Origin of the sequence: Streptomyces sp. NPDC060035 (assembly GCF_042736635.1) — a bacterium.
Classification (GTDB): domain Bacteria; phylum Actinomycetota; class Actinomycetes; order Streptomycetales; family Streptomycetaceae; genus Streptomyces.
In genome coordinates this window covers 62283-88683 of record NZ_JBHWVO010000012.1, presented here as the reverse complement: position 1 = coordinate 88683, position 26401 = coordinate 62283, and the positions used below count along the sequence as shown (strand labels likewise).

Genomic DNA, 26401 nt, shown 5'->3' with positions numbered 1-26401 from the left:
TGTTTTTTTATAAAAACAAACACCCCAACACGGGCCCCCCCCCCACCTGCGGCCCGGGCCGCCCCCCCCGCCCGGGGGGGCCCCCCCCCGGGGGGGGGCCGCCCCTCTCGCAGGTCCGGGTCGGGCTTGTCAGCCGGCCAGGCAGGACGGGCCGAGCAGCACCTTCAGGTCACCGAAGAGCGCCGGGTCGGGCTTGACCCGGTGCCGGTCGAGCCGTAGCACGGTGGTCTTGCGGGGGCCCTGGAGTCTGATGCGTACCTCGGTGTCGCCCCGGTGGCTGCTGAGGACCTCGCCGAGCCGGCTGACCATCGGCGGGGTGATCTTGACCGTGGGGATGGTCAGCACGACCGGCGCGTTGGTCCCGGCCGACGAGATGTCGGGAACCTGCATTTCCATGGCGACCAGACGGGGTACGTCCTCGCGCTTGTCGAGGCGTCCCTTGACGAAGACGACGGTGTCCTCGACGAGCTGGGTGGAGACCAGCTGGTAGGTGGCGGGGAAGAACATGCAGTCGATGGAGCCCGCGAGGTCCTCGACGGTGGCGATGGCCCAGGCGTTGCCCTGTTTGGTCATCTTGCGCTGGAGGCCGGAGATGATGCCGCCGATGGTGACGATCGCACCGTCGGCGTGCTCACCGCCGGTGAGCTGGGAGATCGCGGCATCGGACTTGTCGGACAGTACGTGCTCGATACCGAAGAGCGGGTGGTCGGAGACGTAGAGGCCGAGCATCTCCCGTTCCTGTGCGAGCAGGTAGGACTTCTCCCACTCGATGTCGGAGAACTCCACATCGAGTCCGAAGCCCGGCTCGTCGCTCTCCTCCTCGCCCATGCCGCCGAAGAGGTCGAACTGCCCCTCGGCCTCCTTGCGCTTGACCTGCACCACGTTGTCGATCATCGGCTCGTGGTGGGCGACCAGGCCCTTGCGGGTGTGGCCCATCTCGTCGAAGGCGCCGGCCTTGATGAGCGACTCGACGGTGCGCTTGTTGCAGACGACCGCCTCCACCTTGTCCAGGAAGTCCGGGAACGTGGAGTACTTACCCTTCGCCTTGCGGCACCGGATGATCGAGTCGACGACGTTCTGGCCGACGTTGCGGATGGCGGTCAGGCCGAAGAGGATCACTTCGTCGCCCTGCGCGGCGAAGTTCGACTCGGACTCGTTGACGTTGGGCGGAAGCACCTTGATGCCCATGCGGCGGCACTCGTTGAGGTAGACCGCGGACTTGTCCTTGTCGTCCTTGACCGAGGTGAGCAGCGCGGCCATGTACTCGGCGGGGTAGTTCGCCTTGAGGTACGCGGTCCAGTAGGTGACCAGGCCGTACGCGGAGGAGTGCGCCTTGTTGAACGCGTATCCGGCGAACGGGACCAGGACGTCCCACAGGGCCTTGATCGCGGCGTCGGAGAAGCCGTTCTTCTTGGCACCGGCCTCGAAGAGGACGAAGTTCTTCGCCAGCTCGTCGGCCTTCTTCTTGCCCATCACGCGGCGCAGGATGTCGGCCTCGCCGAGCGAGTAGCCGGCGACGATCTGGGCGGCCTTCTGCACCTGCTCCTGATAGACGATCAGGCCGTAGGTGAGCCCGAGGACCTCCTTGAGAGGCTCCTCCAGCTCCGGGTGGATCGGAGTGATCTCCTGCCGGGCGTTCTTGCGCTCCGCGTAGTTCGTGTGGGAGTTCATGCCCATCGGGCCCGGCCGGTACAGGGCCGAGACGGCGGAAATGTCCTCGAAGTTGTCGGGCTGCATCTGGCGCAGCAGGGAGCGCATCGGCCCGCCGTCGAACTGGAACACCCCGAGCGTGTCGCCGCGGCACAGCAGCTCGTACGTCTTGGGATCGTCCAGCGGGAGCGCGAGCATCTCGAGGTCGACGCCCTTGTTGGCCTTCACCATCTTGATGGCGTCGTCCATGATCGTCAGGTTGCGCAGGCCCAGGAAGTCCATCTTGAGCAGGCCGAGCGACTCGCACTGCGGGTAGTCCCACTGTGTGATCGTCACACCGTCGGTGTGCCGCACCCAGATCGGGGCGTGGTCGACGATGGGCTCGCTGGACATGATCACGCCGGCCGCGTGCACACCCATCTGCCGGACCAGGCCCTCGACGCCCTTCGCGGTGTCGATGACCTTCTGGACGTCCGGCTCGTTCTCGTACATTCCCCGGATCTCGCCCGCCTCGCTGTAGCGCGGGTGCTTCGGGTCGGTGATGCCGTTGAGGTCGATGCCCTTGCCGAGGACGTCGGCGGGCATGGCCTTGGTCAGGCGGTCGCCCATCGCGTACGGGTAGCCGAGGACACGGGCGGAGTCCTTGATCGCGTTCTTGGCCTTGATCTTGCCGTAGGTGCCGATCATGGCGACCTTGTCGGCGCCGTACTTCTCGGTCACGTACCTGATCACCTCGACGCGCCGGCGCTCGTCGAAGTCGATGTCGACGTCGGGCATGGACACGCGCTCGGGGTTCAGGAACCGCTCGAAGATCAGTCCGTGCGTGATCGGGTCGAGGTCGGTGATGCCCATGGCGTACGCGACGATCGAACCGGCGGCGGACCCTCGGCCGGGACCGACCGCGATGCCGTTGTTCTTGGCCCACATGATGAAGTCGGCGACGACGAGGAAGTACCCCGGGAACCCCATCTGGATGATGATGTCCATCTCGTACTCGGCCTGCTTCTGCCGGTCCTCGGGGACACCTGCGGGGTAGCGGCGGCCCATGCCGACCCGGACCTCTTCCTGGAACCAGGTGATCTCGGTGAAGCCGTCCGGGATGTCGAACTTCGGCATCAGGTCGCGCTTCTCGAACATGCCCGTGGTGTCGATCTGCTGCGCGACCAGCAGGGTGTTGGCGCAGCCCTCCTGCCAGGCGTCCGAGGAGTCGACGCCGTACATCTCGTCCGTCGTCTTCAGGTAGTAGCCGGTGCCGTCGAAGCGGAAGCGGTCCGGGTCGGAGATGTTCTTGCCGGTCTGGATGCACAGCAGCGCGTCGTGCGCCGCCGCCTCCCTGGCATAGGTGTAGTGCGAGTCGTTCGTCACGAGCGGCGGGATGTTCAGCTTCTTGCCGATTTCCAGGAGCCCGTCGCGGACCCGGCGCTCGATCTCGATGCCGTGGTCCATCAGCTCCAGGAAGTACCTGCCCTCGCCGAAGATGTCCTTGTAGTCGGAGGCCGCCTGGACCGCCTCGTCGAACTGTCCGAGCCGCAGCCGGGTCTGCACCTCACCGGAGGGGCATCCGGTGGACGCGATCAGGCCTTCGGACCACTGGGAGATGGTCTCCCTGTCCATACGCGGCCACTTCTGCAGCCAGCCCTCGGCGTAGGCGTCCGAGGACAGCTTGAAGAGGTTGTGCAGCCCGGTGCTGTTCGACGCCCAGATCGTCTTGTGGGTGTAGCCACCGGAGCCGGACACGTCGTCGCGCTTCTGGTGCGGCTGGCCCCACTTGATCTTGCGCTTGTGCTTGCGCGACTCGGGGGCGACGTAGGCCTCGATCCCGATGATGGGCGTCACCCCGGCCTTCTTCGCCGAGTGGAAGAAGTCGTACGCCCCGTGGAGGTTGCCGTGGTCGGTCATCGCGATGTGCGACATGCCCATGTCGTTGCACGCCTCGAACATGTCCTTGAGCCGCGCGGCACCGTCCAGCAGCGAGTACTGGGTGTGGACGTGCAGGTGCGTGAAGGGCGGCTTGGCCACGGCGCTGTGCCTCCGGGTTGTTGTTCAGGGCGGCGCGAAGCGCCTCGATGAGGGGTGGTGTCGGGGAGATGTCGGCTTGGGGGGACAGCGTGGAAGTCTACGTCTTGGAGGTGACAGGCGACGGGCACTCCGGGGTACGGTCGCGCGTTGGAAGGGCTGGGACGCCCGTCCCATTTGTCATGAACGCCATGTACCAGGAGGCACCCAGCGATGTCGGTCACGCAGCCCAGCGCGGAACAGCGCGGGGAGCAGATCCTTGCCGTTTTCGACACCGCCTTCGGCGAGCTCCTGGCCGCCGACCCTGCCGCTTTCCGGGTGAAGTTCCGCAAGATGGCGGGCTCGGCCTTCGCCTTCTACCGCGGCTCGGCCGGGCTGTTCTACGCCGATCTGGACCGCGAGCAGCACAGCGGGCCGTATCTCGACGAGCGCACGAGCCGGGTCTGGATCCACGGCGATCTGCACGCGGAGAATTTCGGCACGTACATGGACGCCAACGGCCGGCTGATCTTCAACGTCAACGACTTCGACGAGGCCTACGTCGGTCCGTTCACCTGGGACCTCGAGCGCTTCGCCGCATCCGTCGCCCTGATCGGTTACGCGAAGGCGCTGGGCGACGACCAGATCACCGAGCTCGTCCGGGTCTACGCCGCTGCCTACCGGGAGCGGATCCACGCCCTGGCGACGGGCGCGAAGAACGACGAGGTGCCGCCCTTCACCCTGGACACCGCCGAGGGTCCGCTGCTCGATGCGCTGCGTGATGCCCGGTCCCTGACCCGATTCGGGCTGCTGGACTCGATGACGGAGATCCGGGACTTCGAGCGCCGCTTCGCAGCCGGCGGCGGTGCGATCGACCTGGACGCCGCGACGCGCTACAAGGTGCTCGCCGCGTTCGACGGCTACCTGGAGACGCTGCCGGAGTCGAGCCTGACCCGGCCGGACTCCTACCGGGTCAAGGACGTCGTCGGTCGTCGCGGCATCGGCATCGGCTCGGCGGGCCTGCCCTCGTACAACATCCTTCTGGAGGGCAACAGCGACGCCCTGGAGAACGATGTGGTGATCTACCTCAAGCAGGCGCAGACCCCTGCGGTCTCCCGGCACATCACGGACGCGGCCGTGCGGAACTACTTCCAGCACGAGGGGCACCGCACGGTGATCTCGCAGCGCGCGCTCCAGGCGCACGCCGACCCGTGGCTGGGCTGGACGGAGCTGGACGGGGCGGGTCAGCTCGTCGCCGAGGTCTCGCCGTACGCGGTCGATCTGGACTGGTCCGACATCGACGAACCGGAGGAGATCGCAGCGGTCGTCGCCGACCTCGGCCGGGCGACGGCGACGATGCACTCGGCCGCGGACGACGAGAGCGGGCACTCGCTGGTGCCGTTCTCCACGGAGCGAGCGATCGACGCGGCGATCGCGGCGGACGAGGAGGGCTTCGCGGAGCTGCTGGTCGACTTCGCGCACAGTTACGGCGCCCGCGCCCGCGCCGATCATCAGATCTTCGTGGACCTCTTCCGCAACGGCCGTATCCCGGGGCTGTAGGACCCGGCCGACGGCCTTAGGGCTCGTTTACAGCTACACATGGCACACTCTGCGGCGATGGACGTATCAGGGACGCAGATCAGAGCGGTACGCGCGGCGCTGTTCACCGCGCTCGTCGTCACGCTCTCCTCCGCGTCCCATGTGCTGCTCTCGCGGGTCCCGCTGCCACTGACGGCGATCGCCCTGCTGACCGGGGCCGTCTTCACCGTGGCGTTCGCGCTCGCGGGCCGGGAGCGCAGCTTCGGGGCGATCGCCGGGCTGCTGGTTCCGCTGGAGCTGGTCGCCGACACCGTGTTCACCACCGGACAGCACCTCTGTTACGGGGCGGCGGGCGGCCCGATCGCGGGCCCTCTGCGCTCCGTGGGCGTCGATGTGCTGTGCGGTGGCGAGGCGGGCGCAGGCTCCACACACCTCGCGGGTGTGGCCGCGGTCGGTACACCGCTGACAGGGGTGACCGGGACGAGCGAGCGCGCTGCTGCCCTGCTGGCCTCGCCCGGCCCTGCCGTGCCGTGGCTGCTGCTCGCCGCGCACGTGACCGTGGGCCTGCTGGCCGCGGCCTGGCTGCGGCGCGGTGAGTCGGCGATGGCGGGGCTGCTGCGCGCAGCGGGGGCTGTCGCGTTCCGGCCGCTGCTGACCGCTGTCGCCGTGTGGGTGACCGCCCGGCGCCACGCACGGCGCGATGCGCGCTCCGGCGGACGGGCCGACCCCCTCTTCCCGGCCCGCCTCCTCGTGCACTCCGTGGGACGGAGGGGACCGCCGCGCTCGGCCTGTGCCCTTTCCTGAGCACGCGGCAGACCCCCCGGACCACCCCACGTACACACGGAGAAACAGTCATGAGCAACCGCAACAGCCAGGCCAACAAGTCAGCCGCCCGTGAGCGGCTGCGCGTCGAGCGCGAGCGCCAGGCCAAGAAGGACAAGGTACGCAAGCAGGTCGTCGTCGCCGTCTCCGTGGTCGCCGTGCTGGCGATCGCGGGCGGCATCAGCTACGGCGTGATGCAGCTGAACAAGCCCTCCGGCTGGGAGGCGGCCGCGGACGCGAAGAACGTGACCGCACCGAAGAACACCTCGGGTGACAACGGCACGACCGTCGTGATCGGCGAGTCGACCGCCAAGAAGACCCTGGAGCTGTACGAGGACTCGCGCTGCCCGATCTGCGCCACGTTCGAGCAGACGGTCGGCGAGACGGTCGCCAAGGACGTCGACGCCGCCAAGTACAAGATCAAGTACGTCGGTGCGACCTTCATCGACAACTCCGACAACGGCGAGGGCTCCAAGAACGCCCTGAGTGCGCTGGGTGCGGCGCTCAATGTGAGCCCCGAGGCCTTCCTGGACTACAAGGCCGCGCTGTACTCCGCGAAGTACCACCCCGAGGAGAGCCAGGACAAGTTCGCCAAGGACAGCTTCCTGATCGACGTGGCGGACTCGGTGGACGCGCTGAAGGGCAACACCGCGTTCCAGAAGGACGTCGAGGACGGTACGTACGACGCCTGGGCGATCAAGATGTCCGAGACGTTCGACAAGAGCGGGGTGAAGGGCACGCCGACGCTGAAGATGGACGGCAAGACCGTCACCGCCGAGGGCAGCAAGAACGCGCCCATGACGGTGGCCGACTTCAACGCGGCGATCACCAAGGCACTGAAGGGCTGACCGCCTGACAGGCTCCGGCTGACGGGCTGGCGGGCTGACGGGCTGACGGGCTGACGGGCTGACGGGCTGACGGGAGAACCTGCGGCCCCGAGCGCACCTCGGGCGTAACTCCGGGCGTCGAATTTCCAACAGGCGGGCGAACTTCCCTTGTTCGCCCGCCTGTTCGCTCTACCCACCAGTAGGGTGATCGTCCGTGACCAGTCGACATCTTTCCGCACCCAGCCGCCGCACGGTCGTCAGAGCCGCCGCCGCCACAGCGGTCGCCGCCCCCGTGCTCGCTTCCGCCACCAGCGCCCGGGCCGCCGAGGGCCCGGCCTTCCTGCACGGCGTGGCCTCGGGCGATCCGCTGCCCGACGGCATCCTGCTCTGGACCCGCGTCACTCCCACCGCTGACGCCGTGCCCGGCTCCGGCCGCGGCGCCGATACGGCGGTGCGCTGGGAGATCGCCGAGGACAAGGCCTTCTCCCGGATGGCCGCTCAGGGCACGGCCGTCTCGAAGGCCGCCTCCGACCACACGATCAAGGCCGATGTCCGTGGGCTGCGCCCCGCCACGACGTACTACTTCCGCTTCTCGGCGGGCAGCGCGGAAACGGTCCGCTCCCCCGTCGGCCGCACCCGCACGGCTCCCGCGGCCGGCACGGCCACCCCAGGGATCCGCTTCGGCGTGGTGTCGTGCGCCAACTGGGAGGCCGGCTGGTTCTCCCCGTACCGGCATCTCGCGGCCCGCGCCGACCTGGACGCCGTTCTGCACCTGGGCGACTACATCTACGAGTACGCGTCGGGCAGTTATCCGACCCAGGACACCGTGGTACGTCCCCACTCACCGCTCCACGAGATCCTCACCCTCGCCGACTACCGGACCAGGCACGGCACGTACAAGACGGATACCGATCTCCAGTCGCTGCATGCCACCCACCCGGTGATCGCGATCTGGGACGACCACGAATTCGCGAACGACGCGTGGTCGGGCGGAGCCGAGAACCACACCCCGGGCACCGAGGGCGACTGGGCCGCACGGGTCGCCGCGGCGAAGCAGGCGTACTTCGAGTGGATGCCGGTCCGCGCCTCCACCGAGGGCACCGTCTACCGCAGGCTGCGCTTCGGCAGCCTGGCCGAGCTGCACCTGCTCGACCTGCGCAGCTTCCGCTCCGAGCAGGCGTCGATCGGCAACGGCAAGGTCGACGACCCGGAGCGGTCGATCACCGGGCGGGCGCAACTGGACTGGCTGAAGGCCGGACTGGCCGGATCGGACGCCAGGTGGAAGCTGGTCGGCACCTCGGTGATGATCTCGCCGGTCGCCTTCGGCGCGCTGCCGGCCCATCTGCTGGCGCCGCTCGCGGAGTTGCTGGGGCTTCCCAAGGAGGGGCTCGCGGTCAACGTCGACCAGTGGGACGGCTACACGGACGACCGCAAGGAGCTGATCTCGCATCTGCGGGACCGGTCGGTGACCAACACGGTCTTCCTGACCGGTGACATCCACATGGCGTGGGCCAACGACGTCCCCGTGAAGGCCGCGACGTACCCGCTGTCGGCCTCGGCGGCCACCGAGTTCGTGGTGACATCGGTGACCTCGGACAACCTGGACGACATCCTGCGGGTCGCCCCGCAGACCGTCTCGGTGGTCGCGGCGGCAGCGGTCAAGGCCGCCAACCGCCATGTGAAATGGATCGACCTGGACTCGCACGGCTACGGCGTCCTCGATGTGACGGCCGAACGGTCGCAGATGGACTACTACGTGATCTCGGACAAGACGAAGAAGGACGCGACCGCCTCCTGGGTCCGCTCGTACCGCACGCTCAGCGGGACCCAGAAGATCGAACGGGCCGACGCCCCCGTGCGCTGACCGCACCGGGAGGCGAAAGCCGAGAAGCGAAGCCGGGGAGCACGAGCCCGGGGGCCCCGCACCCAGGTGCGGGGCCCTTGCTCATGCCTGCAGCGTGGCGAGGAACCCGAGCCCGACCTTCCAGGCCAGTTCGGCGGATTCCCCGTCGTAGTCGGGCAGTTCCGGGTCGGTGAACAGGTGCCCGGCCCCGGGATAGCGGTAGACCTCGACATCCGCGCCGGTCCGCTGCATCTGGAGGTACCAGCTGTTCAGCCAGTCGTGCGACTCGAACGGATCGGGGTCGGCGACGTGCAGCTGCACCGGCAGCTCGTCCACCGAGGCGCTCGCAGCGATGTCCGACGTGCCGTGGAACAGCAGCAGCCCGCGCGCCTTGGCGTCGCCGAGCGCGAGGGTCTGCGCCACCGACGCACCGAAGGAGAAGCCCGCGTACACAACCCCCTGGTCGGAATAGGGTGCGGCGGCCAGCACGGCGCGCTTGAGCAGCTCGTCCTTGCCCACCTGGTCCTTGAAGGCCATTCCTTCCTCGACGGTGTCGAAGGTGTGCCCCTCGAAGAGATCGGGCACGCGCACCTCATGCCCGGCTGCACGCAGCCGGTCGGCAGCCGCGTGCACAGCGGGCCGCAGACCGTAGGTCGAGTGGAAAAGCATGATGTTCATGAAGTCCATGGTGCCAGCTGTGCCCCAACGCTTGGAGGACCGGGGAATGGAGAACGTAGTGCGCCCGCTGCTCGTCCTGGGCGGATCGCTGGTGATCACCCTGCTGGTGGGCTGGCTGGTCGATCTGCTGTTGCGCCGGGCAGACAGCCGCCACTACGAGACGCCCGTCTGGGGCCTGCTGCGGCGGTGCCGTCTTCCGCTGCAGGTGGTGCTCTGCACGGCGTTGCTGCGGGCCAGCTTCATCCACGTACGGCTCGATCCGGTGCGGGACCACCGGGCCGGGATCGGCCGGGCCCTGACCCTGGTCCTGATCGCGGCATCGGCCTGGCTGGTGATCCGCGTCGCGGCCACCGTCGTCCAGTCCTCGTACGCCCGCTATGCGACGTCCACCCGCGATCCGGCCCGGGTCCGCCGGGTACGGACCCAGGTCACGCTGATCCAGCGTGTGGTCACCGCCGTGGTGGCGACGGTCGCGGTGGCAGCGATGCTGCTGACCTTCCCGGCGATGCGCACCGTCGGCACCTCGATGCTGGCCTCCGCCGGTGTGCTCGGCATCGTCGCCGGTGTCGCGGCCCAGTCGACGCTCGGCAACCTCTTCGCCGGCTTCCAGATCGCCTTCGGCGACATGGTCCGGATCGGCGACACCGTGGTGGTGGACGGCGAGTGGGGCACCGTGGAGGAGATCACCCTCACCTTCCTCGCGGTGCGGACCTGGGACGAGCGGCGGATCACCATGCCTGTGTCGTACTTCACCAGCAAGCCGTTCGAGAACTGGTCGCGCGGCGGGGTCCAGATGACCGGCACGGTCTTCTTCCAGCTCGACCACTGCGCGCCGATCGCCGCGATGCGTGAACAGCTGCGCGAGATCCTCGGCGAGTGCGCCGCCTGGGACGGCCGCGACTGGTCCCTGGCCGTCACGGACACCACCCCGTCGACGATCGAGGTGCGGGCCGTGGTCACCGCGAAGGACGCGGACGACATCTGGACGGTGCGCTGCGCGGTGCGGGAGCAGCTCATCGGCTGGCTGCGTGACCGCCACCCGTACGCGCTGCCGCGGATCGTGACGTCACCCGCGGTGCTGCCGCCGGGCGACCGCTGGCCGGAACCGACGGGTGCCGAGGACGGCGTCCGGGGCCCCGTCGACGGCCGGGTCCCGGCCCCCGGGAGTGCCCCGCGTACGGGCCGCGGCTGACCGCCCGCAGGGATGTCGTCTTCGGCGCAGGCTGCGTACGTCCGGGTACCGCAGCACCCGGAGCCACGGCAGGGCCATGCCTTGGAAGACGAGGGAGCGCCCTGGCCCGGGGCCCGGTGATCATCCGGCCGGGGCGCCGACGTGCCACGAGAGGTCTGCGGACCAGGCGTCACCGGTGGACGACACGGTCAGAGCGCGCGGCGCATCGCCCGGTGCGGCATTCCGGCGTCCGGGAATTCGGGGCCGTACGCCTCGTACCCGAGCTGCTCGTAGAAGCCGAGCGCATGGGTCTGGGCGTGCAGGTCGACCGCGGTCAGGCCCAAGGTGCGTGCCTCGTCCTCGATGGCGCGCACCAGCGCGGCGCCGACCCCGAGGCCGCGCGCCTCGCGGGTCACGGCGAGCCTGCCGAGCGAGCCGACGGCTGCGGCGCCGCCGGTCTTTCCTGCCGCCGCCGCGCCGTGCAGCAGCCTGCCCGTACCGAGCGCCGAGCCGTCCGCCGCGACGGCGAGGACGTGTACCGCTCCGGCGTCGTAGGCGTCGTACTCGATCTCCTCGGGCACCTGCTGTTCACCGACGAAGACGTTCTTGCGGACCTGGAAGCAGGCCGAGAGATCGCTGTCCTCGACAGCCCTGCGGGTGCTGTACGGGGCGGGCGCGGGACTCACTCGCTCTCCGCCGCGATCGTCTCGAGGGCGTGGCGCAGGTCGTCCGGGTAGGTGCTGGAGAACTCGACCCAGCTGCCGTCCGAGGGGTGCTCGAAGCCGAGCCGGACGGCGTGCAGCCACTGGCGGGCCAGACCGAGGCGCTTGGACATGGTCGGGTCGGCGCCGTAGGTCAGGTCGCCGACGCAGGGGTGGCGGTGCGCGGACATGTGCACCCGGATCTGGTGGGTGCGCCCGGTCTCCAGCTTGATGTCGAGCAGGCTGGCGGCGCGGTAGGCCTCGATGAGGTCGTAGTGCGTCACGGAGGGCTTGCCCTCTGCGGTGACGGCCCACTTGTAGTCGTGCTGCGGGTGGCGCCCGATGGGGGCGTCGATGGTGCCGCTCATCGGGTCCGGGTGGCCCTGGACCAGCGCGTGGTACTTCTTCTCGACGACCCGGTCGCGGAACTGGGCCTTGAGCAGGGTGTAGGCCCGCTCGGACTTCGCCACGACCATCAGGCCGGAGGTACCGACGTCCAGCCGGTGCACGATGCCCTGGCGCTCGGCGGCGCCGGACGTGGAGATCCGGTAGCCGGCCGCCGCGAGACCGCCGATCACGGTGGTGCCGGTCCAGCCGGGGCTGGGGTGGGCGGCGACGCCGACGGGCTTCATGATGACGACGATGTCGTCGTCGTCGTGCACGATCTCCATGCCCTCGACGGGCTCGGCGACGATCTGGACCGGCGCGGCTGCCTGCGGCATCTCCACTTCCAGCCAGGCGCCGCCATGCACCCGCTCGGACTTCCCGGCCACCGCACCGTCCACCTGGACCTTCCCGGCAGCGGCCAGCTCGGCGGCCTTGGTGCGGGAGAAACCGAACATCCGGGAGATGGCGGCGTCTACACGCTCGCCCTCCAGGCCATCGGGTACGGGCAGGGTGCGGACCTCGGGATACGTACTCACCTGTCGAGTATGCCTTGCGCCCACTAATCCTTGTGCACGGTGCCGTCGGGGTCCAGGCCCTTGAAGGAAAGGATCACGATCAGGATGCCGCCGCAGACGATCGCGGAGTCGGCGAGGTTGAAGACGGCGAAGTGCGCGGGGGCGATGAAGTCCACCACCGCGCCCTCGAAGACGCCCGGTGCACGGAAGATGCGGTCGGTGAGGTTCCCGAGCGCTCCGCCGAGCAGCAGCCCGAGGGCGATGGCCCAGGGCAGGCTGTAGAGCTTGCGTGCGAGCCTGGCGATCACCACGATCACGACCGCGGCGATGGCCGTGAAGATCACCGTGAACGCCTCGCCCATCCCGAACGCGGCACCCGCGTTCCGGATGGCGTCGAACTTCAGCCAGTCGCCGAAGATCTCGATGGGCTCCTGGTGCTCCAGCTTCGCGACCACGATCATCTTGCTGATCAGGTCCAGCAGGTAGGCGAACACGGCCACGACGAAGAGCACGAGGATCTTCCGCCTGCCCCTGCCGCTGCCCGTGTCGTCGCTTCCGGCCTGAGTCGTGCCGTCGGCGGGCTGCGGGGACTCTGCCCCGTCAGCCCCCTCGGCATCAGGGATATCCGGCGTACCGATGATGCGCTCCGCCTCTGCCACGTGAGTCCCTCAACCTAGGTGCCTGACTGAGGACGAGGGTACGACACACGGCCATGGTCAACCGCGTCGCTCCTGCTTCTGTTTGTCCTCCACACAGAGCGTGGCCCGGGGGAACGCCTGCATGCGTGCCTTGCCGATCGGGTTGCCGCAGATCTCGCACAGCCCGTACGTCCCCGCGTCGAGTCTCGCGAGGGCGCGTTCGGTCTGCTCCAGCATCTCCTGGGCGTTGGCCGCCAGGGACAGCTCGTGCTCACGCGTGATGTTCTTGGTGCCCGTGTCCGCCTCGTCGTCACCCGCCCCGTCGCCGGAGTCCCGCATCAGCCCGGCCAGTGCCGCTCCCGATGCCTCCAGCTCGCTGCGCAGCCGCATGACCTCGCTGGTGAGCACCGTCCGCGCCTCGGCGACCTCGTCCGGGGTCCAGGGGTCCTCCCCCGGCCTGACCGCAAGCTCGCCGGGCGCCGTCGCGGCTGCACGGGCCTGAGGCACCGCTGTGGTGCCGTTTCCTACGGCCGTGGTCCGGCCGGCGCTCTTCTTGGCTACCACCGTGTGGGCTCCTGTCTGCTCGGCGGCCTGGGCCGCCCCCGTGGCCTTCTTCGAAGCCTTCTTGGCTGCGTTCTTCTTCGCCGCGCTCTTCTTCGCCGGCCCGTGGTGCGCCGGAGCCCGATCGGCCCGTTCCTGCTCGTCCGGCGGCCCGGCCGCCGTCATGCCGGCGGTCTTCCCGTCAGGAGGCTTCCCTGCCGAGGCCTTCTTGGCCGCCTTCCTCACCGCTTTCTTGGCCGCCTTCTTGGCCGCCTTCTTCGCTGTCCTCCCGGCCGGCTTCTCCCTGTCGGTCACCCGGCCGTTGTCCGGGTCCGGGCCCGTGGCCTCTTCTCCGCTCGCATTCCCGGTCGTCTCCTCGGCCACCGCACCCGTGGATCTCGCCGACGCCGTTCCTGTTCCGGCGGTCTTCTTCGCCACCATGGCCGCGGCCCCTTCACATATTGTGATCTTGCACGCGAATCGTGCTGGGACGATAAGTCGACCCCAGCCCCACGGCAACGGGGCACGCCGCCGGTTCGCCCCTCCCCGTGCCCGGGTCGCGACGCGCCTGCAACCGTTGTGCCCAGCTCCCCGCGCTGTAATCCGCTCCCGATACGCCCGCCAGGACTTCCTCCGCCCCGTCTGGCCATTCGGGTCACGCCGCACCCCGCCGGAAATCCGGTCGGCCCTCGCCCGTGCGGGCCCGTACACTGACCGCAGCGAGAGGCATGGATGGGACGAGTAGCGTCGTACGCAGCCCATAGCGACCCGGGGACGGTGGGAGCCCGGGGGCGAGCGCGTCGTGAAGATCACCCCGGAGTCGCCGGAAGAACGCCGTAAGGCGCGTAGACCCGGCATCGCTACCCCAATGAGGGGGCCACGGGTGCACGCCCGGGGCCAAGGAGGGTGGTACCGCGGGAGCCGGTAGGTTCTCGTCCCTCCGACGGAAGTGGAAGACGTCCGCCGGAGGAAGCCCGCTCATGACATCGCCGCAGTACCGCCAGGTACCCGCCCAGGTCGACCTGCCCGCCCTCGAGCACGCCGTGCTCGACTTCTGGCGCGACAGCAAGGTCTTCACCAAGAGCCTCGAACAGTCCGAGGGCCGCCCCGAGTGGGTCTTCTACGAGGGCCCGCCGACCGCCAACGGCATGCCCGGAGCCCACCACATCGAGGCCCGCGTCTTCAAGGACGTCTTCCCCCGCTTCCGCACCATGCAGGGCTACCACGTCGGCCGCAAGGCCGGCTGGGACTGTCACGGTCTGCCGGTGGAACTCGCGGTCGAGAAGGAGCTGGGCTTCAACGGCAAGAAGGACATCGAGGCGTACGGCATCGCCGAGTTCAACGCCAGGTGCCGTGAGTCCGTGACCCGCCACACCGACGCGTTCACCGAGCTCACGACCCGCATGGGCTACTGGGTCGACCTCGACGACGCCTACCGCACGATGGACCCGGAGTACGTCGACTCCGTGTGGTGGTCCCTGAAGGAGATCTTCAACAAGGACCTGCTGGTACAGGACCACCGCGTGGCCCCCTGGTGCCCGCGCTGCGGTACCGGCCTGTCCGACCACGAGCTCGCCCAGGGCTACGAGACGGTCGTCGACCCCTCGGTCTTCGTACGCTTCCCGCTCACCTCGGGCCCGCTGGCCGGCGAGGCCGCACTGCTCGTCTGGACGACCACCCCCTGGACCCTGGTCTCCAACACCGCCGTCGCCGCGCACCCCGACGTCACCTACGTCGTCGCGACGGACGGCGAGGAGAAGCTGGTCGTCGCCCGGCCGCTGCTCGAGAAGTCTCTCGGCGAGGGCTGGGAGCTCACCGGTCAGTCCTTCACCGGCCGCGAGATGGAGCGCTGGACGTACGACCGCCCGTTCGCCCTGGTCGACTTCCCGAGCGAGGCGCACTACGTCGTCAACGCCGAGTACGTCACGACCGAGGACGGTACGGGTCTGGTCCACCAGTCCCCCGCCTTCGGCGCCGACGACCTCGTCGTCTGCCGCTCCTACGGCCTCCCCGTCGTGAACCCCGTCCGCCCCGACGGGACCTTCGAGGAGGACCTCCCGCTGGTCGGCGGCGTCTTCTTCAAGAAGGCGGACGAGGCGCTCACCGAGGACCTGGCCGCGCGCGGCAAGCTCTTCCGCCACGTTCCGTACGAGCACAGCTACCCGCACTGCTGGCGCTGCCACACGGCGCTGCTGTACTACGCGCAGCCGTCCTGGTACATCCGCACGACGGCGGTCAAGGACCGGCTGCTCCAGGAGAACGAGAAGACCAACTGGTTCCCCGGCTCGGTCAAGCACGGCCGCTTCGGCGACTGGCTGAACAACAACGTCGACTGGGCGCTGTCCCGGAACCGCTACTGGGGCACCCCGCTGCCCATCTGGCGCTGCGAGGACAACCACCTGACCTGTGTGGGCTCCCGCGCCGAGCTGGGCGAGCTCACCGGCAGCGATCAGTCGGAGCTGGACCCGCACCGGCCGTTCATCGACGAGATCACGTTCACCTGCACGCAGGAGAACTGCCAATTGGAGGCGTACCGGGTCCCCGAGGTCATCGACGCCTGGTACGACTCGGGCTCGATGCCGTTCGCGCAGTGGGGCTACCCGTACAAGAACAAGGAGATCTTCGAGAGCCGCTACCCGGCGCAGTTCATCTCGGAGGCCATCGACCAGACCCGCGGCTGGTTCTACACGCTCATGGCGGTGGGCACGCTCGTCTTCGACAAGTCGAGCTACGAGAACGTGGTGTGCCTCGGTCACATCCTGGCCGAGGACGGCCGGAAGATGTCCAAGCACCTCGGGAACATCCTCCAGCCGATCCCGCTCATGGACCAGCACGGCGCCGACGCCGTGCGCTGGTTCATGGCGGCAGGCGGTTCCCCGTGGGCGGCGCGCCGTGTGGGCCACGGAACGATCCAGGAGGTCGTCCGCAAGACGCTCCTGACCTACTGGAACACGGTCGCCTTCCAGGCCCTGTACGCCCGTACGTCGAGCTGGGCCCCGTCCGCGGCCGATCCGGCACCCTCCGAGCGCACGGTCCTGGACCGCTGGCTGCTGAGCGAGCTGAACGCCCTGGTGGACCAGGTCACCCAGGCGCTGGAGAGCTACGACACCCAGCGCGCCGGCAAGCTGCTGTCCTCGTTCGTCGACGATCTGTCCAACTGGTACGTACGCCGCTCACGCCGCCGCTTCTGGCAGGGCGACAAGGCGGCGCTGCGCACGCTGCACGAGGTCGTCGAGACGGTCACCCGGCTGATGGCTCCGCTGACACCGTTCATCACGGAGCGGGTCTGGCAGGACCTGGTCGCCCCGGTCTCCCCGGACGCCCCGGAGTCGGTGCACCTCTCCTCCTGGCCCGAGGCGGACCTGGCGGCGATCGACCCCGCCCTGTCCACGCAGATGGCGCTGGTCCGCCGCCTGGTCGAGCTGGGGCGCGCCACGCGTGCCGAGTCGGGCGTCAAGACCCGTCAGCCGCTGTCCCGCGCCCTGGTCGCGGCCTCGGGCTTCGAGAGCCTCTCCCCCGAGCTGCAAGCCCAGATCACGGAGGAGCTGAACGTCTCCTCGCTGGCCTCCCTGTCCGAGGTCGGCGGCTCGCTGGTCGACACGACGGCGAAGGCGAACTTCCGGGCACTGGGCAAGCGGTTCGGCAAGGGCGTCCAGGCGGTGGCCAAGGCGGTCGCGGACACCGACGCCGCCGCGCTCTCCCTGGCCCTGCGCGAGGGCACCGCGTCGGTCGAGGTCGACGGTGAACAGGTCACCCTCTCCCCCGACGAGGTCATCATCACCGAGACCCCTCGCGAGGGCTGGTCGGTGGCCTCCGACTCGGGCGCCACGGTCGCACTGGACCTGGAGATCACCCCGGAGCTGCGGGCGGCGGGACTGGCCCGTGACGCGATCCGGCTGATCCAGGAGGCCCGCAAGAACAGCGGCCTGGACGTGGCGGACCGGATCGCGGTCCGCTGGACCTCCACGTCTCCCGCGACGGCCGAGGCCCTGACCGAACACGCGTCCCTGATCGCTGACGAGGTGCTGGCCCTGGACTACGCCCGGGGCGAGGCGGACGACACGTACGGCACCGCGTTCGAGGACGAGGGCCTGTCCCTCACGTTCCGTCTCCGCAAGACGCAGCGGTAACCCGTAGGACGCCAGTGGCCCGGCCGGACATGTTCCGGCCGGGCCACTTCTCTGTGCCGCCCCCTGGCCGCCGCATCCCGCCTCGCCGGCGTTCCGGGCGCGGGGGCCCCGGGGGCGGACCCTCGGTTACGGAAGGGGGCGCTGAGGGCCGGGTAGAGGGACAAGCCCCGCGCGGCGGCCCCGCACACCGGTGGCCACGGCAAAGGGCCGGGCCCCGGGGAGAATCCCGGGGCCCGGCCCTTTGCCTGCCGACGGCTACGCGCTCAGCGAGCGCGAACCGATCAGTTGTCGTCCTCGTCGATCAGGAACCCGCGCATCGGCGACGGAGCCTGCTGCATCGGCTGCGGCGCCTGCGGCCGCACCGGAGCCATCGGCTGAGTCATCGCGGGCGACATCTGCTGCTGGCCGCCGTACGACGGGCCACCCATGGACGGGTTGCCCATCTGCTGGTTGCCGTGCCCACCGTGGTTGCCGCCCATGGTGTGACCCATGGCGCCCGCACCGGCCGGGGCCAGCGAGGCCGACGGCGGCAGCGAAGCGGCTGCCGGGCTCCGCGGCGGAGCCAGGGAGTCGTCGGCCTGGGTCTCCAGCTGGCGCAGCTGGCTCTCCAGGTACGACTTCAGACGGGTCCGGTACTCGCGCTCGAAGCCACGCAGGTCCTCGACCTTGCGCTCAAGCGTCGCGCGGGCCGACTCGAGGGAGCCCATGGCCACGCGGTGCTTCTCCTGCGCGTCCCGCTCCAGAGCGTCCGCCTTGGCACGGGCGTCCCGCTCCAGACCCTCGGCGCGGCTGCGCGCCTCGCCGACGATCTTGTTGGCCTCGGAACGGGCCTCCGCGATCGCCTGGTCCGCGGTCTGCTGGGCAAGGGAGAGGACACGGGCGGCACTGTCGCCGCCGGGGGCCTGCTGCTGCATCTGCGGCGGCTGCATCTGCTGCATCTGCTGCATCTGCTGCTGCTGAGGGTGACCGCCCATCGGGCCGCCCATGGGGCCGCCCTGCATCGGGCCGGGGCCGTGCTGGCCCTGCGGACCGTGGCCACCCTGCGGACCGTGGCCGCCCTGGGGGCCGTGGCCACTGGGACCGGCAGGCAGCTGCGGAGCTCCACCGGACAGCTGGGGGGGACCCATCTGCGGGGGCTGCTGCTGCACCGGCGGGCCAGATATGGCGGCGGGTACGGGAGCACCGGGGCGGTCCTGCTGCTCCGGCGGCTTGCGCATACCCTGCTGCTGCTGGTTCTGCGCAGCCGCACGCGTCGCCGCGGCCAGCTTGGCTCGCAGGTCCTCGTTCTCACGGAGCAGACGAGTCAGTTCCGATTCGACCTCGTCGAGGAAGGCATCGACCTCGTCCTCGTCATAGCCTTCTCGGAGGCGGACGGTCGTGAACTGCTTGTTCCGCACGTCCTCGGGGGTCAGCGGCATCTCTTCTTCACCTCTACGTAGTCGTCGGCAGTCGGCAAGACCGTATCGTTCACACGCTGCTCGCAAGCTTGCCCACGATGCTGAGCAGGATGTAGACGATGATCATCAGAACGAAGAAGGACAGGTCAAGTGCCACGCCCCCGAGACGCAACGGTGGTATGAACCGCTTCAGAAGCTTCAGCGGTGGATCGGTGACAGTGTAAGTGCCCTCGAGAACGACCACCATCGCCTTGCCTGGGTGCCATGAACGTGCGAACTGGAAGACATAGTCCATGACCAGCCGGAAGATCAGCACGATGAGGAAACACATCAGCGCGATGTAGACAACATCCAATGCGACGCCCATGTCCCGCGCTTCCCTCTCCCCTGGCTTTCGTAGCTCCGGCCTCCCGGCCGTTTACCGACCTGACGGCCGGGTTTGTTCCCGGTGTCGTGTTCTCAGCTCTGGTTGAAGAATCCGCCCTCTGCGATGCGGGCCTTGTCCTCCGCCGTGACATCGACGTTAGCAGGCGACAACAGGAACACCTTCTGCGTCACCCTTTCAATGCTGCCATGGAGACCGAACACGAGGCCTGCGGCAAAGTCGACAAGTCGCTTCGCATCCGTGTCGTCCATCTCCGTGAGGTTCATGATCACCGGAGTGCCCTCACGGAAGTGTTCCCCGATGGTACGGGCCTCGTTGTAGGTCCTGGGGTGCAACGTCGTGATGCGGTAGGGCTCCCGCTCGGACACAACCTTGGGCATGATCACCGGTGCGTTCTTCTCCATGTTCGGGCGGTCAGGTGTGATGGATGCCACGGGGGCGATTCGGGCGGGTCGTCCGCTTTCCGCCGGGAGCTGAACCGGCTCACGTTGCGCCGGCGGCTGCACCACTCGTACCGGTTCGTCCCGTTCCCGCTCCACCTGATGCGCGGGCTGGTGCCGCCGCCGGTCCCGCTCGGGCTCCGGCTCGGGTTCGAATTCGTCGTCGGGGTCGAACCCCGGACCGTCGTACCCATCGTCCTCCACGAGGCCGAGGTAGACCGCCATCTTGCGCATCGCGCCGGCCATGCTCCGAGTCCTCCGCTCTGTGGTGGATCGGCATTCGTGTCACCAAGTGCCCGAGATCCACTCCGGCCTGCCCGCTTCGAGCGGGAATGACCATATTTTCTGCTGTGGTCCGACTTGCTTCGCGACGTTACCCGAGCCGGGGTCGGACTCCGAGTACCGCCGTACCGACGCGTACATGTGTCGCTCCGGCCGCCACCGCGTCCTCAAGATCCGAACTCATCCCTGCAGAGACCATGTTCGCAGCCGGATGGTTCCCGCGCAGGCGGGATGAGAATTCCATCAGCCGGTCGAACGCGGCCCGCTGCCGGCCCGCGTACGGTCCGGCGAGCGGGGCTACGGTCATCAGACCTCCGAGCCGGAGCCCCGGTGCCGCGTCCACCGCAGCGGCCAACTCCTCGATCGCGTCCGGTGCGACGCCTCCCCGGTCACCGCGTTCGCCGCTCTCCGCGTCCAGGGCGACCTGGATGAGGCAGCCGAGCTCCCGGCCGCCCTTCACCGCGGCCGCCGAGAGCGCGGTGACCAGTTTGATCCGGTCCACCGACTGCACGACATCGGCATAACCAGCCACGGAGCGAACTTTGTTCGTCTGCAACTGTCCGACAAAGTGCCATGTGAGCGACAGATCCGCACAAGCGGTGGCTTTCGGTGATGCGTCCTGATCACGATTCTCGGCGACGTGACGCACACCGAGTTCATGCAGGATCCGCACATCGCTCGCGGGGTAGGTCTTGGTGACCACGATCAGGGTCACTTCCTCCCGCTTGCGGCCTGCCGTGGCGCAGGCGGAAGCAATGCGTTCCTCCACCTGTGCCAGGTTTGCCGCGAGTTGGGACCTGCGATCCGTCATGTCCTATCAGTCCAACCAGACATATCCGGCGAGCCGCCCGGTGGTGCGGTCGCGGCGGTACGAGAAGTGGTCGCCGGATTCCAGGGTGCAGTGCGGCGAACTGTGGCGGTCGCTCACGCCGAGGGCGTCGAGCTGGGCGTGGACTCCCGCGGTCACGTCCACCGCCGGCGTCCCCCAGCCGGTCTCCGACCACGAGGCGGGAACGACCTGCGCGACCTCGGCGCGCATCTGCGCCGGCACCTCGTAGCACCGCCCGCAGACGGCCGGTCCGGTGTGCGCGACGATCCGGGACGGTTCGGCGCCGAGAGCGATCATCGCCTCGACGGCGGCCGGCACGACACCCGCGACCAGTCCGGGCCTGCCCGCATGGGCCGCGGCGACCACACCGGCGGCCGGGTCGGCCAGCAGTACGGGCGTGCAGTCGGCGGTGAGTACCGCGAGCGGGAGTCCGCGCCGGGCCGTCACCACCGCGTCCACCGCCGGGATCTCGGGGGCGTCGCCCCAGGGCCCGTCGACGACGGCCACCTCGCGCCCGTGCACCTGGTTCATCCAGACGACCTGCGCCGGATCCAGGCCGAGGGAACGGGCGGCGCGTTCGCGGTTCTCGCGGACGGCGGCGGGGCCGTCGCCGACCGCACCGCCGAGGTTGAGCTCCTCGTACGGAGCGGCGCTCACTCCGCCCCACCTGTCGGTGAAGGCGAAATGGGCGCCGCCCGTCGAAGACACTGCGGTCTTCACCGCGTGGTGCGGACCTATCACTTCAGGAAGTCCGGTACATCCAGCTCTTCGGCCTGGGTGTCCTGATACGGACGGGCCGTCGGGACATGCGGCGGGGAGACCGGCGGCAGCGAGCTCTCGTTCGCCACCGGCTCGACCGGCGCCTGGGTCTCCTCGCGCGTGGGCACGGAGCCCAGTCCGCCCGTCTGGCGCACCGGTTCGGCGGTCCTGGCCGGCGACACCGACTCCTCACGCTTGCCGGCACCCGCTCCGAGAACCGTCTCGCGACGGGTCGGCGGCTGTCCGCCGTCGAAGCCCGCGGCGATCACGGTGACCCGCACCTCGTCGCCCAGCGCGTCGTCGATGACCGCGCCGAAGATGATGTTCGCCTCCGGGTGGGCCGCCTCGCTCACCAGCTGCGCGGCCTCGTTGATCTCGAAGAGACCGAGGTCGCTGCCGCCGGAGATGGAGAGCAGGACACCGCGGGCACCGTCGATGGACGCCTCGAGGAGCGGCGAGGAGATCGCCATCTCCGCGGCGGCCACCGCGCGGTCGTCGCCGCGGGCCGATCCGATACCCATGAGCGCCGATCCGGCCTCGGACATGACCGACTTGACGTCGGCGAAGTCGAGGTTGATCAGACCCGGGGTCGTGATGAGGTCGGTGATGCCCTGGACGCCCGAGAGCAGCACCTGGTCCGCCGACTTGAACGCGTCGAGCACACTGACCTGGCGGTCCGAGATGGACAGCAGTCGGTCGTTGGGAATGACGATGAGGGTGTCGACCTCTTCACGGAGCTCGGCGATGCCGTCCTCCGCCTGGTTCGCCCGTCGGCGGCCCTCGAAGGTGAACGGGCGGGTGACCACACCGATCGTCAGGGCGCCCAGCGAGCGAGCGATGTTGGCCACGACGGGTGCGCCGCCGGTGCCGGTGCCGCCGCCTTCTCCGGCGGTGACGAAGACCATGTCGGCCCCCTTGAGGACCTCCTCGATCTCCTCACGGTGGTCCTCTGCCGCCTTACGACCGACGGCCGGGTTCGCCCCGGCGCCGAGGCCACGGGTGAGTTCACGGCCGACGTCGAGCTTGACGTCGGCGTCGCTCATCAACAGTGCTTGCGCATCGGTGTTGATCGCGATGAACTCGACGCCCTTGAGACCGACCTCGATCATTCGGTTGATGGCATTGACACCACCGCCGCCGACACCGATGACCTTGATGACTGCGAGGTAGTTCTGCGGTGCTGCCACGTCGAAGGCCTCTCGCCTCGAGTTACGTGTCGTCGCTTCGCGGTAGTCCCGCCGCGACGACGGATGCCGATTGGGACGGTCCGAACGCCGACCCAAACCCTAACGTTGAAGTTTAGGGTTACCAGTGTGTCCGCTTCTTGGACTCTTCTGAACAGGACACTAAGTCGACAAGTGGCGCACGTTCAACGAACACGCCGAACCTCCCGTTTTTCTTTTCACCCTATGTGATCACCCGTAGCGCTGACCAACCAGGGTGCTGGCCAGGCCAAATGTGCGTCAACTCGTCGATACGGCCGGGGCGGTGGGTGCACTCACGTCGAAGTGCCCCGCTTTGGGAGCCGCTTTCATGAGTGCTACGAGGACTCGCGCCTTCACGGGCCCTTCCTCACCACTGCCCCACATCACGGTGCGCCCCCGGGTCAGCTCCAGGACGACGGAGTCGTACGACACGATCCGTACGACCTCGGTCTCCCCGGCCAGATGTCCCGGAAGTCCGCCCGCCACCCGGACTGCTTCCTGCAACAGACGGTCACTTCCGAAGCGGCGGAGACTCGCTGACCGATCCGGTACCAGTTCCAGCCGAGGTACGCGCCTCGGCGCTTTGTCCACAGTTGCGAAGCGCACGCCTTTCGCGTCCACTTCAATGAACTTTGCGCCCTTTTTCACCAACAGGACCGGCTTTCGTTCGGTCACTTTAAGTCCGATGCCGTGTGGCCATGACCGTACGACATCCACCGAGTCGATACGAGGCAACTTCTGGCGCAACCTGTCCGCCATGGCTTCGGTGTCCACGGAAATCAACGGAGCACCGACCGGAGCCGCGGCGGCGGTCTCCACCTCGGCCCGGGTCAGGACGTCGGTGCCGGTGGTCGTCACCTGTTCGACCCGCAGCCAGGGCGAGCCGTAGAGCACCCAGATTCCGCCTGCCGCGATCAGCGCCACGACAAGTGCGGCCAGGACCAGTCGCGTACGGCCGGTCAGCCGACGCCCTTCGGGACGGATGTGCGGCGGGCGGGCCGGAGTGTCGGCACGCTTGACTGTGCCGCGCTGGGCGGTCGTCGGTCCGGCCACGCTCGCTCCTTCACCGGACCCGGGGCGCGCGCCCCGGGTCCGCACCGCCTCACGCCTGGCGGCGTGCGGCAATCGCCTCGTACACCATGCCGACGAGCAGGTCGTCGGCGTCCCTTCGCCCGAACTCCGCGGCGGCACGGGACATCTCGTACAACCGGTGCGGATCCGACAGCACCGGAAGGACGTTGCCCTGCACCCACTCCGGGGTGAGCACCGCGTCGTCCACCAGAAGGCCGCCGCCCGCGTTGACCACCGGCTGGGCGTTGAGCCGCTGTTCGCCGTTACCGATGGGCAGCGGGACGTAGGCGGCGGGCAGCCCGACGGCGGAGAGCTCGGCGACGGTCATCGCGCCCGCGCGGCAGAGCATCATGTCGGCCGCGGCGTACGCGAGGTCCATCCGGTCCACGTACGGTACCGGGATGTAGGGCGGCATCCCGGGCATGTTGTCGATGCGCGGCAATTCGTTCTTCGGGCCGACCACGTGCAGGATCTGGATTCCGGACCGCTGAAGCAGCGGCGCGACCCGCTGGACCACCTCGTTGAGGTGGCGCGCGCCCTGTGAGCCGCCGGAGACCAGCAGCGTCGGCAGGTTGGGGTCGAGACCGAAGGCGGCGCGCGCCTCCGGACGCACCCGGGCCCGGTCGAGGGTGGCGATGGTGCGCCGCAGCGGGATGCCGATGTAGCGGGCGCCTCGCAGCTTGCTGTCCGGGGTGGAGACGGCAACCCCGTGCGCGTACCGCGAACCGATCTTGTTGGCCAGGCCCGGCCGGGCGTTGGCCTCGTGGACGACGATCGGGACACCTGCCCGCTTGGCGGCGAGGTAGCCGGGCAGGGCGACATAGCCGCCGAAGCCGACCACGCAGTCGGCCTTGGTGCGCTCCAGGATCTGCTCGGCTGCCTTGATGGTGCCGCGCAGCCGTCCCGGGACAGTGATCAGCTCAGGTGTGGGCTTGCGCGGCAGCGGCACAGCAGGGATCAGTGCCAGCTCGTACCCCCGCTCGGGTACGAGCCTGGTCTCGAGTCCGCGTTCCGTGCCGAGGGCAGTGATTCCCACGGCCGGGTCCTGCCTGCGCAGGGCGTCTGCGAGGGCAAGCGCGGGCTCGATGTGGCCGGCGGTCCCCCCACCGGCGAGTACGACATGCACCGAAATTCACCGCTCTCCGGACGGACGCTTCGTGACGCGCCGTCTCATCGTCTTCCATCTCACCCCGGGCCTCCGCATGGCCAGGGCCGCTTTCGCAGCGGGTTCCTCTCGCGCGAACGCGATCAGCAGCCCGACAGCGAACATGGTCGGCAGCAGGGCCGAACCTCCGTAGGAGAACAGCGGCAGCGGGACACCGGCGATCGGCAACAGGCCGAGCACCGCACCGATATTGATCACGGCCTGGGCCGTGATCCAGGTGGTCACGCCTCCCGCTGCGTACCTCACGAAGGGGTCCTCCGTGCGTCCGGCCACGCGGATACCCGCATAGCCTAGAGCCGCGAACAGGGCGAGCACCGACAGCGTCCCCGCCAGACCCAGTTCCTCCCCGGTGATGGCGAAGATGAAATCGGTGTGTGGTTCGGGGAGTTGACCCCATTTTTCCACACTCGCACCCAGCCCGGAACCGAACCATCCGCCGGAGGCCAGCGCATAGATTCCGTGCACTGCCTGCCAGCAGGAGTCACCGGGACCGGGCTCGGAGGCGCCGATGCACCCGAGCCGGGACATCCGGTTGGGGCTGGTCTTGATCAGGACGAAGCCGATGAGGCCGGCGAAGGCGAGCACCCCGGCGAAGAGCCGGGTGGGAGCACCCGCCAGCCAGAGCAGACCGAAGAGGATCGCGGTGAGAATGATCGCAGTTCCCATGTCGCCGCCGAGCATGATCAGTCCGAGCAGCATGAAGGCGACCGGGACGAGCGGCACCAGCATGTGCTTCCACTGCGTCAGGAGCCGCTTGTCATGTTTGCGCGCGATCAGGTCGGCGCCCCACAGAACGAGGGCGAGTTTGCCGAACTCGCTGGGCTGGAGCTGGAAGGGACCACCCAGGTAGAGCCAGTTCTGGTTGCCGTTGACCGACATCCCTATCCCCGGGATCTGCACCATCACCATCAGGAAGACGGATCCCATGAGGAGCGGGTAGGCCAGTGCCCGGTGCAGTTTGACGGGCATCCTGGAGGCCACCAGCAGCAGGCCGGCCCCGATGACGGCGGCGAGGAACTGCTTGCGGAAGAAGTACGTGCCGGGTTTGGCGAGCTCCAGCGCCTTGATCATGGAGGCGGAATAGACCATGACGAGCCCGAGAACCGTGATCAGCAGGCTGGAGCCGAGGATCAGGTAGTACGCGGTCAGAGGGCGGTCCCAGGCCCGGCGCGCCTGCTCGTACATCCGCCGCACGGCGGCGAACCGGGGTGGCCGGGATCCTGGGCCGGAGCCACTGGTGCCGCTGCGGGGCACGGGGGGCCGCCGGGAGCCGACAGCAGGCCTGCTGCGCAGCGCGAGTCCCGCGGGGAGCCCGGAGCTCCCGTCGGCCGGCTGGGCGAGCAGGAGCGGGGTGAACGCCCGGCTGATCGCGGCGGTCACCCGTGAGCGGTCCGCTCCGCGAGGGGCTGGGCTCTCGTCGGCCGGCATTGTC

Annotated in this window: 21 protein-coding genes; 6 read left to right on the top strand and 15 right to left on the bottom strand. The window is 69.0% G+C overall.

All coding sequences use genetic code 11. The annotated features are described in order from the left end of the window. Positions 1 to 129: 129 nt before the first annotated feature. Positions 130 to 3669 (bottom strand): DNA polymerase III subunit alpha, encoded by a 3540-nt coding sequence (gene dnaE / locus ACFWBQ_RS20400; RefSeq protein WP_385490730.1) that lies wholly within the window; start codon positions 3667 to 3669, stop codon positions 130 to 132. Positions 3670 to 3879: 210 nt separating this feature from the next. On the opposite strand from dnaE, the gene ACFWBQ_RS20395 reads away from it, so the two are divergent. From ACFWBQ_RS20395 to ACFWBQ_RS20380, 4 genes are all read left to right on the top strand, one after another. Next, the gene (locus tag ACFWBQ_RS20395; RefSeq protein WP_385490727.1) at positions 3880 to 5205 is read left to right on the top strand and encodes a DUF2252 domain-containing protein; all 1326 of its coding nucleotides are present in this window, start codon (positions 3880 to 3882) and stop codon (positions 5203 to 5205) included. Positions 5206 to 5262: 57 nt separating this feature from the next. After that, positions 5263 to 5988 carry a hypothetical protein gene (locus ACFWBQ_RS20390; protein ID WP_385490724.1) on the top strand — a complete coding sequence of 242 codons (726 nt, stop codon included), beginning with the start codon at positions 5263 to 5265 and terminating at the stop codon, positions 5986 to 5988. Positions 5989 to 6038: 50 nt separating this feature from the next. Continuing rightward, positions 6039 to 6854, top strand: coding sequence for a DsbA family protein (locus ACFWBQ_RS20385; protein WP_385490721.1), 816 nt, complete (start codon positions 6039 to 6041; stop codon positions 6852 to 6854). Positions 6855 to 7047: 193 nt separating this feature from the next. Further along, positions 7048 to 8697, top strand: a complete 1650-nt coding sequence (locus ACFWBQ_RS20380) for an alkaline phosphatase D family protein (protein WP_385490718.1) — start codon at positions 7048 to 7050, stop codon at positions 8695 to 8697. 81 nt (positions 8698 to 8778) lie between these two features. Here ACFWBQ_RS20380 and ACFWBQ_RS20375 read toward each other — a convergent pair whose 3' ends face one another. After that, entirely contained in the window at positions 8779 to 9363 is a 585-nt protein-coding gene (locus ACFWBQ_RS20375; protein WP_385490716.1) for a dienelactone hydrolase family protein, read from the bottom strand. 37 nt (positions 9364 to 9400) lie between these two features. Between ACFWBQ_RS20375 and ACFWBQ_RS20370 the strand changes: the two genes are divergently transcribed. Continuing rightward, on the top strand, positions 9401 to 10546 hold the full coding sequence (locus tag ACFWBQ_RS20370) for a mechanosensitive ion channel family protein (RefSeq protein ID WP_385490713.1): 1146 nt from the start codon (positions 9401 to 9403) through the stop codon (positions 10544 to 10546). A 188-nt stretch (positions 10547 to 10734) separates the two neighbouring features. Here the strand turns inward: ACFWBQ_RS20370 and ACFWBQ_RS20365 are convergent, their stop codons facing one another. From ACFWBQ_RS20365 to ACFWBQ_RS20350, 4 genes are read right to left on the bottom strand one after another with little or no spacing between them, the layout of a single operon-like run. Then, a complete protein-coding gene (locus tag ACFWBQ_RS20365; RefSeq protein ID WP_385490710.1) occupies positions 10735 to 11211 on the bottom strand; it encodes a GNAT family N-acetyltransferase in 477 nt (158 codons plus the stop codon). After that, entirely contained in the window at positions 11208 to 12149 is a 942-nt protein-coding gene (locus tag ACFWBQ_RS20360) for an RluA family pseudouridine synthase (RefSeq protein WP_385490707.1), read from the bottom strand. Before ACFWBQ_RS20360 ends, ACFWBQ_RS20365 begins: the two co-directional genes overlap by 4 nt. A 23-nt stretch (positions 12150 to 12172) precedes the next feature. Then, on the bottom strand, positions 12173 to 12787 hold the full coding sequence (gene lspA, locus ACFWBQ_RS20355; RefSeq protein ID WP_385490704.1) for a signal peptidase II: 615 nt from the start codon (positions 12785 to 12787) through the stop codon (positions 12173 to 12175). A gap of 57 nt (positions 12788 to 12844) precedes the next feature. Next, positions 12845 to 13747: a TraR/DksA family transcriptional regulator gene (locus tag ACFWBQ_RS20350; protein ID WP_385490701.1), complete on the bottom strand. Its 903-nt coding sequence runs from the start codon at positions 13745 to 13747 to the stop codon at positions 12845 to 12847. Between the two features lie 539 nt (positions 13748 to 14286). Here ACFWBQ_RS20350 and ileS point away from each other — a divergent pair. Further along, positions 14287 to 17436 carry an isoleucine--tRNA ligase gene (gene ileS, locus ACFWBQ_RS20345; RefSeq protein ID WP_385490698.1) on the top strand — a complete coding sequence of 1050 codons (3150 nt, stop codon included), beginning with the start codon at positions 14287 to 14289 and terminating at the stop codon, positions 17434 to 17436. Positions 17437 to 17717: 281 nt separating this feature from the next. Here the strand turns inward: ileS and ACFWBQ_RS20340 are convergent, their stop codons facing one another. From ACFWBQ_RS20340 to ftsW, 9 genes are all read right to left on the bottom strand, one after another. Continuing rightward, complete coding sequence (locus tag ACFWBQ_RS20340) at positions 17718 to 18854, bottom strand: DivIVA domain-containing protein (RefSeq protein WP_385490695.1); 1137 nt, start codon at positions 18852 to 18854, stop codon at positions 17718 to 17720. 49 nt (positions 18855 to 18903) lie between these two features. Continuing rightward, positions 18904 to 19200: a YggT family protein gene (locus tag ACFWBQ_RS20335; protein WP_329212022.1), complete on the bottom strand. Its 297-nt coding sequence runs from the start codon at positions 19198 to 19200 to the stop codon at positions 18904 to 18906. 92 nt (positions 19201 to 19292) lie between these two features. Next, positions 19293 to 19904, bottom strand: a complete 612-nt coding sequence (locus tag ACFWBQ_RS20330) for a cell division protein SepF (protein WP_056784116.1) — start codon at positions 19902 to 19904, stop codon at positions 19293 to 19295. A gap of 127 nt (positions 19905 to 20031) precedes the next feature. Then, complete coding sequence (locus ACFWBQ_RS20325) at positions 20032 to 20751, bottom strand: YggS family pyridoxal phosphate-dependent enzyme (RefSeq protein ID WP_385490691.1); 720 nt, start codon at positions 20749 to 20751, stop codon at positions 20032 to 20034. Between the two features lie 6 nt (positions 20752 to 20757). Beyond that, positions 20758 to 21489: a peptidoglycan editing factor PgeF gene (gene pgeF / locus ACFWBQ_RS20320; protein WP_385490688.1), complete on the bottom strand. Its 732-nt coding sequence runs from the start codon at positions 21487 to 21489 to the stop codon at positions 20758 to 20760. A 17-nt stretch (positions 21490 to 21506) separates the two neighbouring features. Continuing rightward, positions 21507 to 22715 carry a cell division protein FtsZ gene (ftsZ, locus tag ACFWBQ_RS20315; RefSeq protein WP_385490686.1) on the bottom strand — a complete coding sequence of 403 codons (1209 nt, stop codon included), beginning with the start codon at positions 22713 to 22715 and terminating at the stop codon, positions 21507 to 21509. A gap of 276 nt (positions 22716 to 22991) precedes the next feature. After that, positions 22992 to 23786: a cell division protein FtsQ/DivIB gene (locus ACFWBQ_RS20310; RefSeq protein ID WP_385490683.1), complete on the bottom strand. Its 795-nt coding sequence runs from the start codon at positions 23784 to 23786 to the stop codon at positions 22992 to 22994. A 49-nt stretch (positions 23787 to 23835) separates the two neighbouring features. Next, positions 23836 to 24930: an undecaprenyldiphospho-muramoylpentapeptide beta-N-acetylglucosaminyltransferase gene (murG, locus tag ACFWBQ_RS20305; RefSeq protein ID WP_385490680.1), complete on the bottom strand. Its 1095-nt coding sequence runs from the start codon at positions 24928 to 24930 to the stop codon at positions 23836 to 23838. A 6-nt stretch (positions 24931 to 24936) separates the two neighbouring features. Next, positions 24937 to 26397, bottom strand: coding sequence for a putative lipid II flippase FtsW (gene ftsW, locus ACFWBQ_RS20300; RefSeq protein WP_385490677.1), 1461 nt, complete (start codon positions 26395 to 26397; stop codon positions 24937 to 24939). Positions 26398 to 26401: the final 4 nt, after the last annotated feature.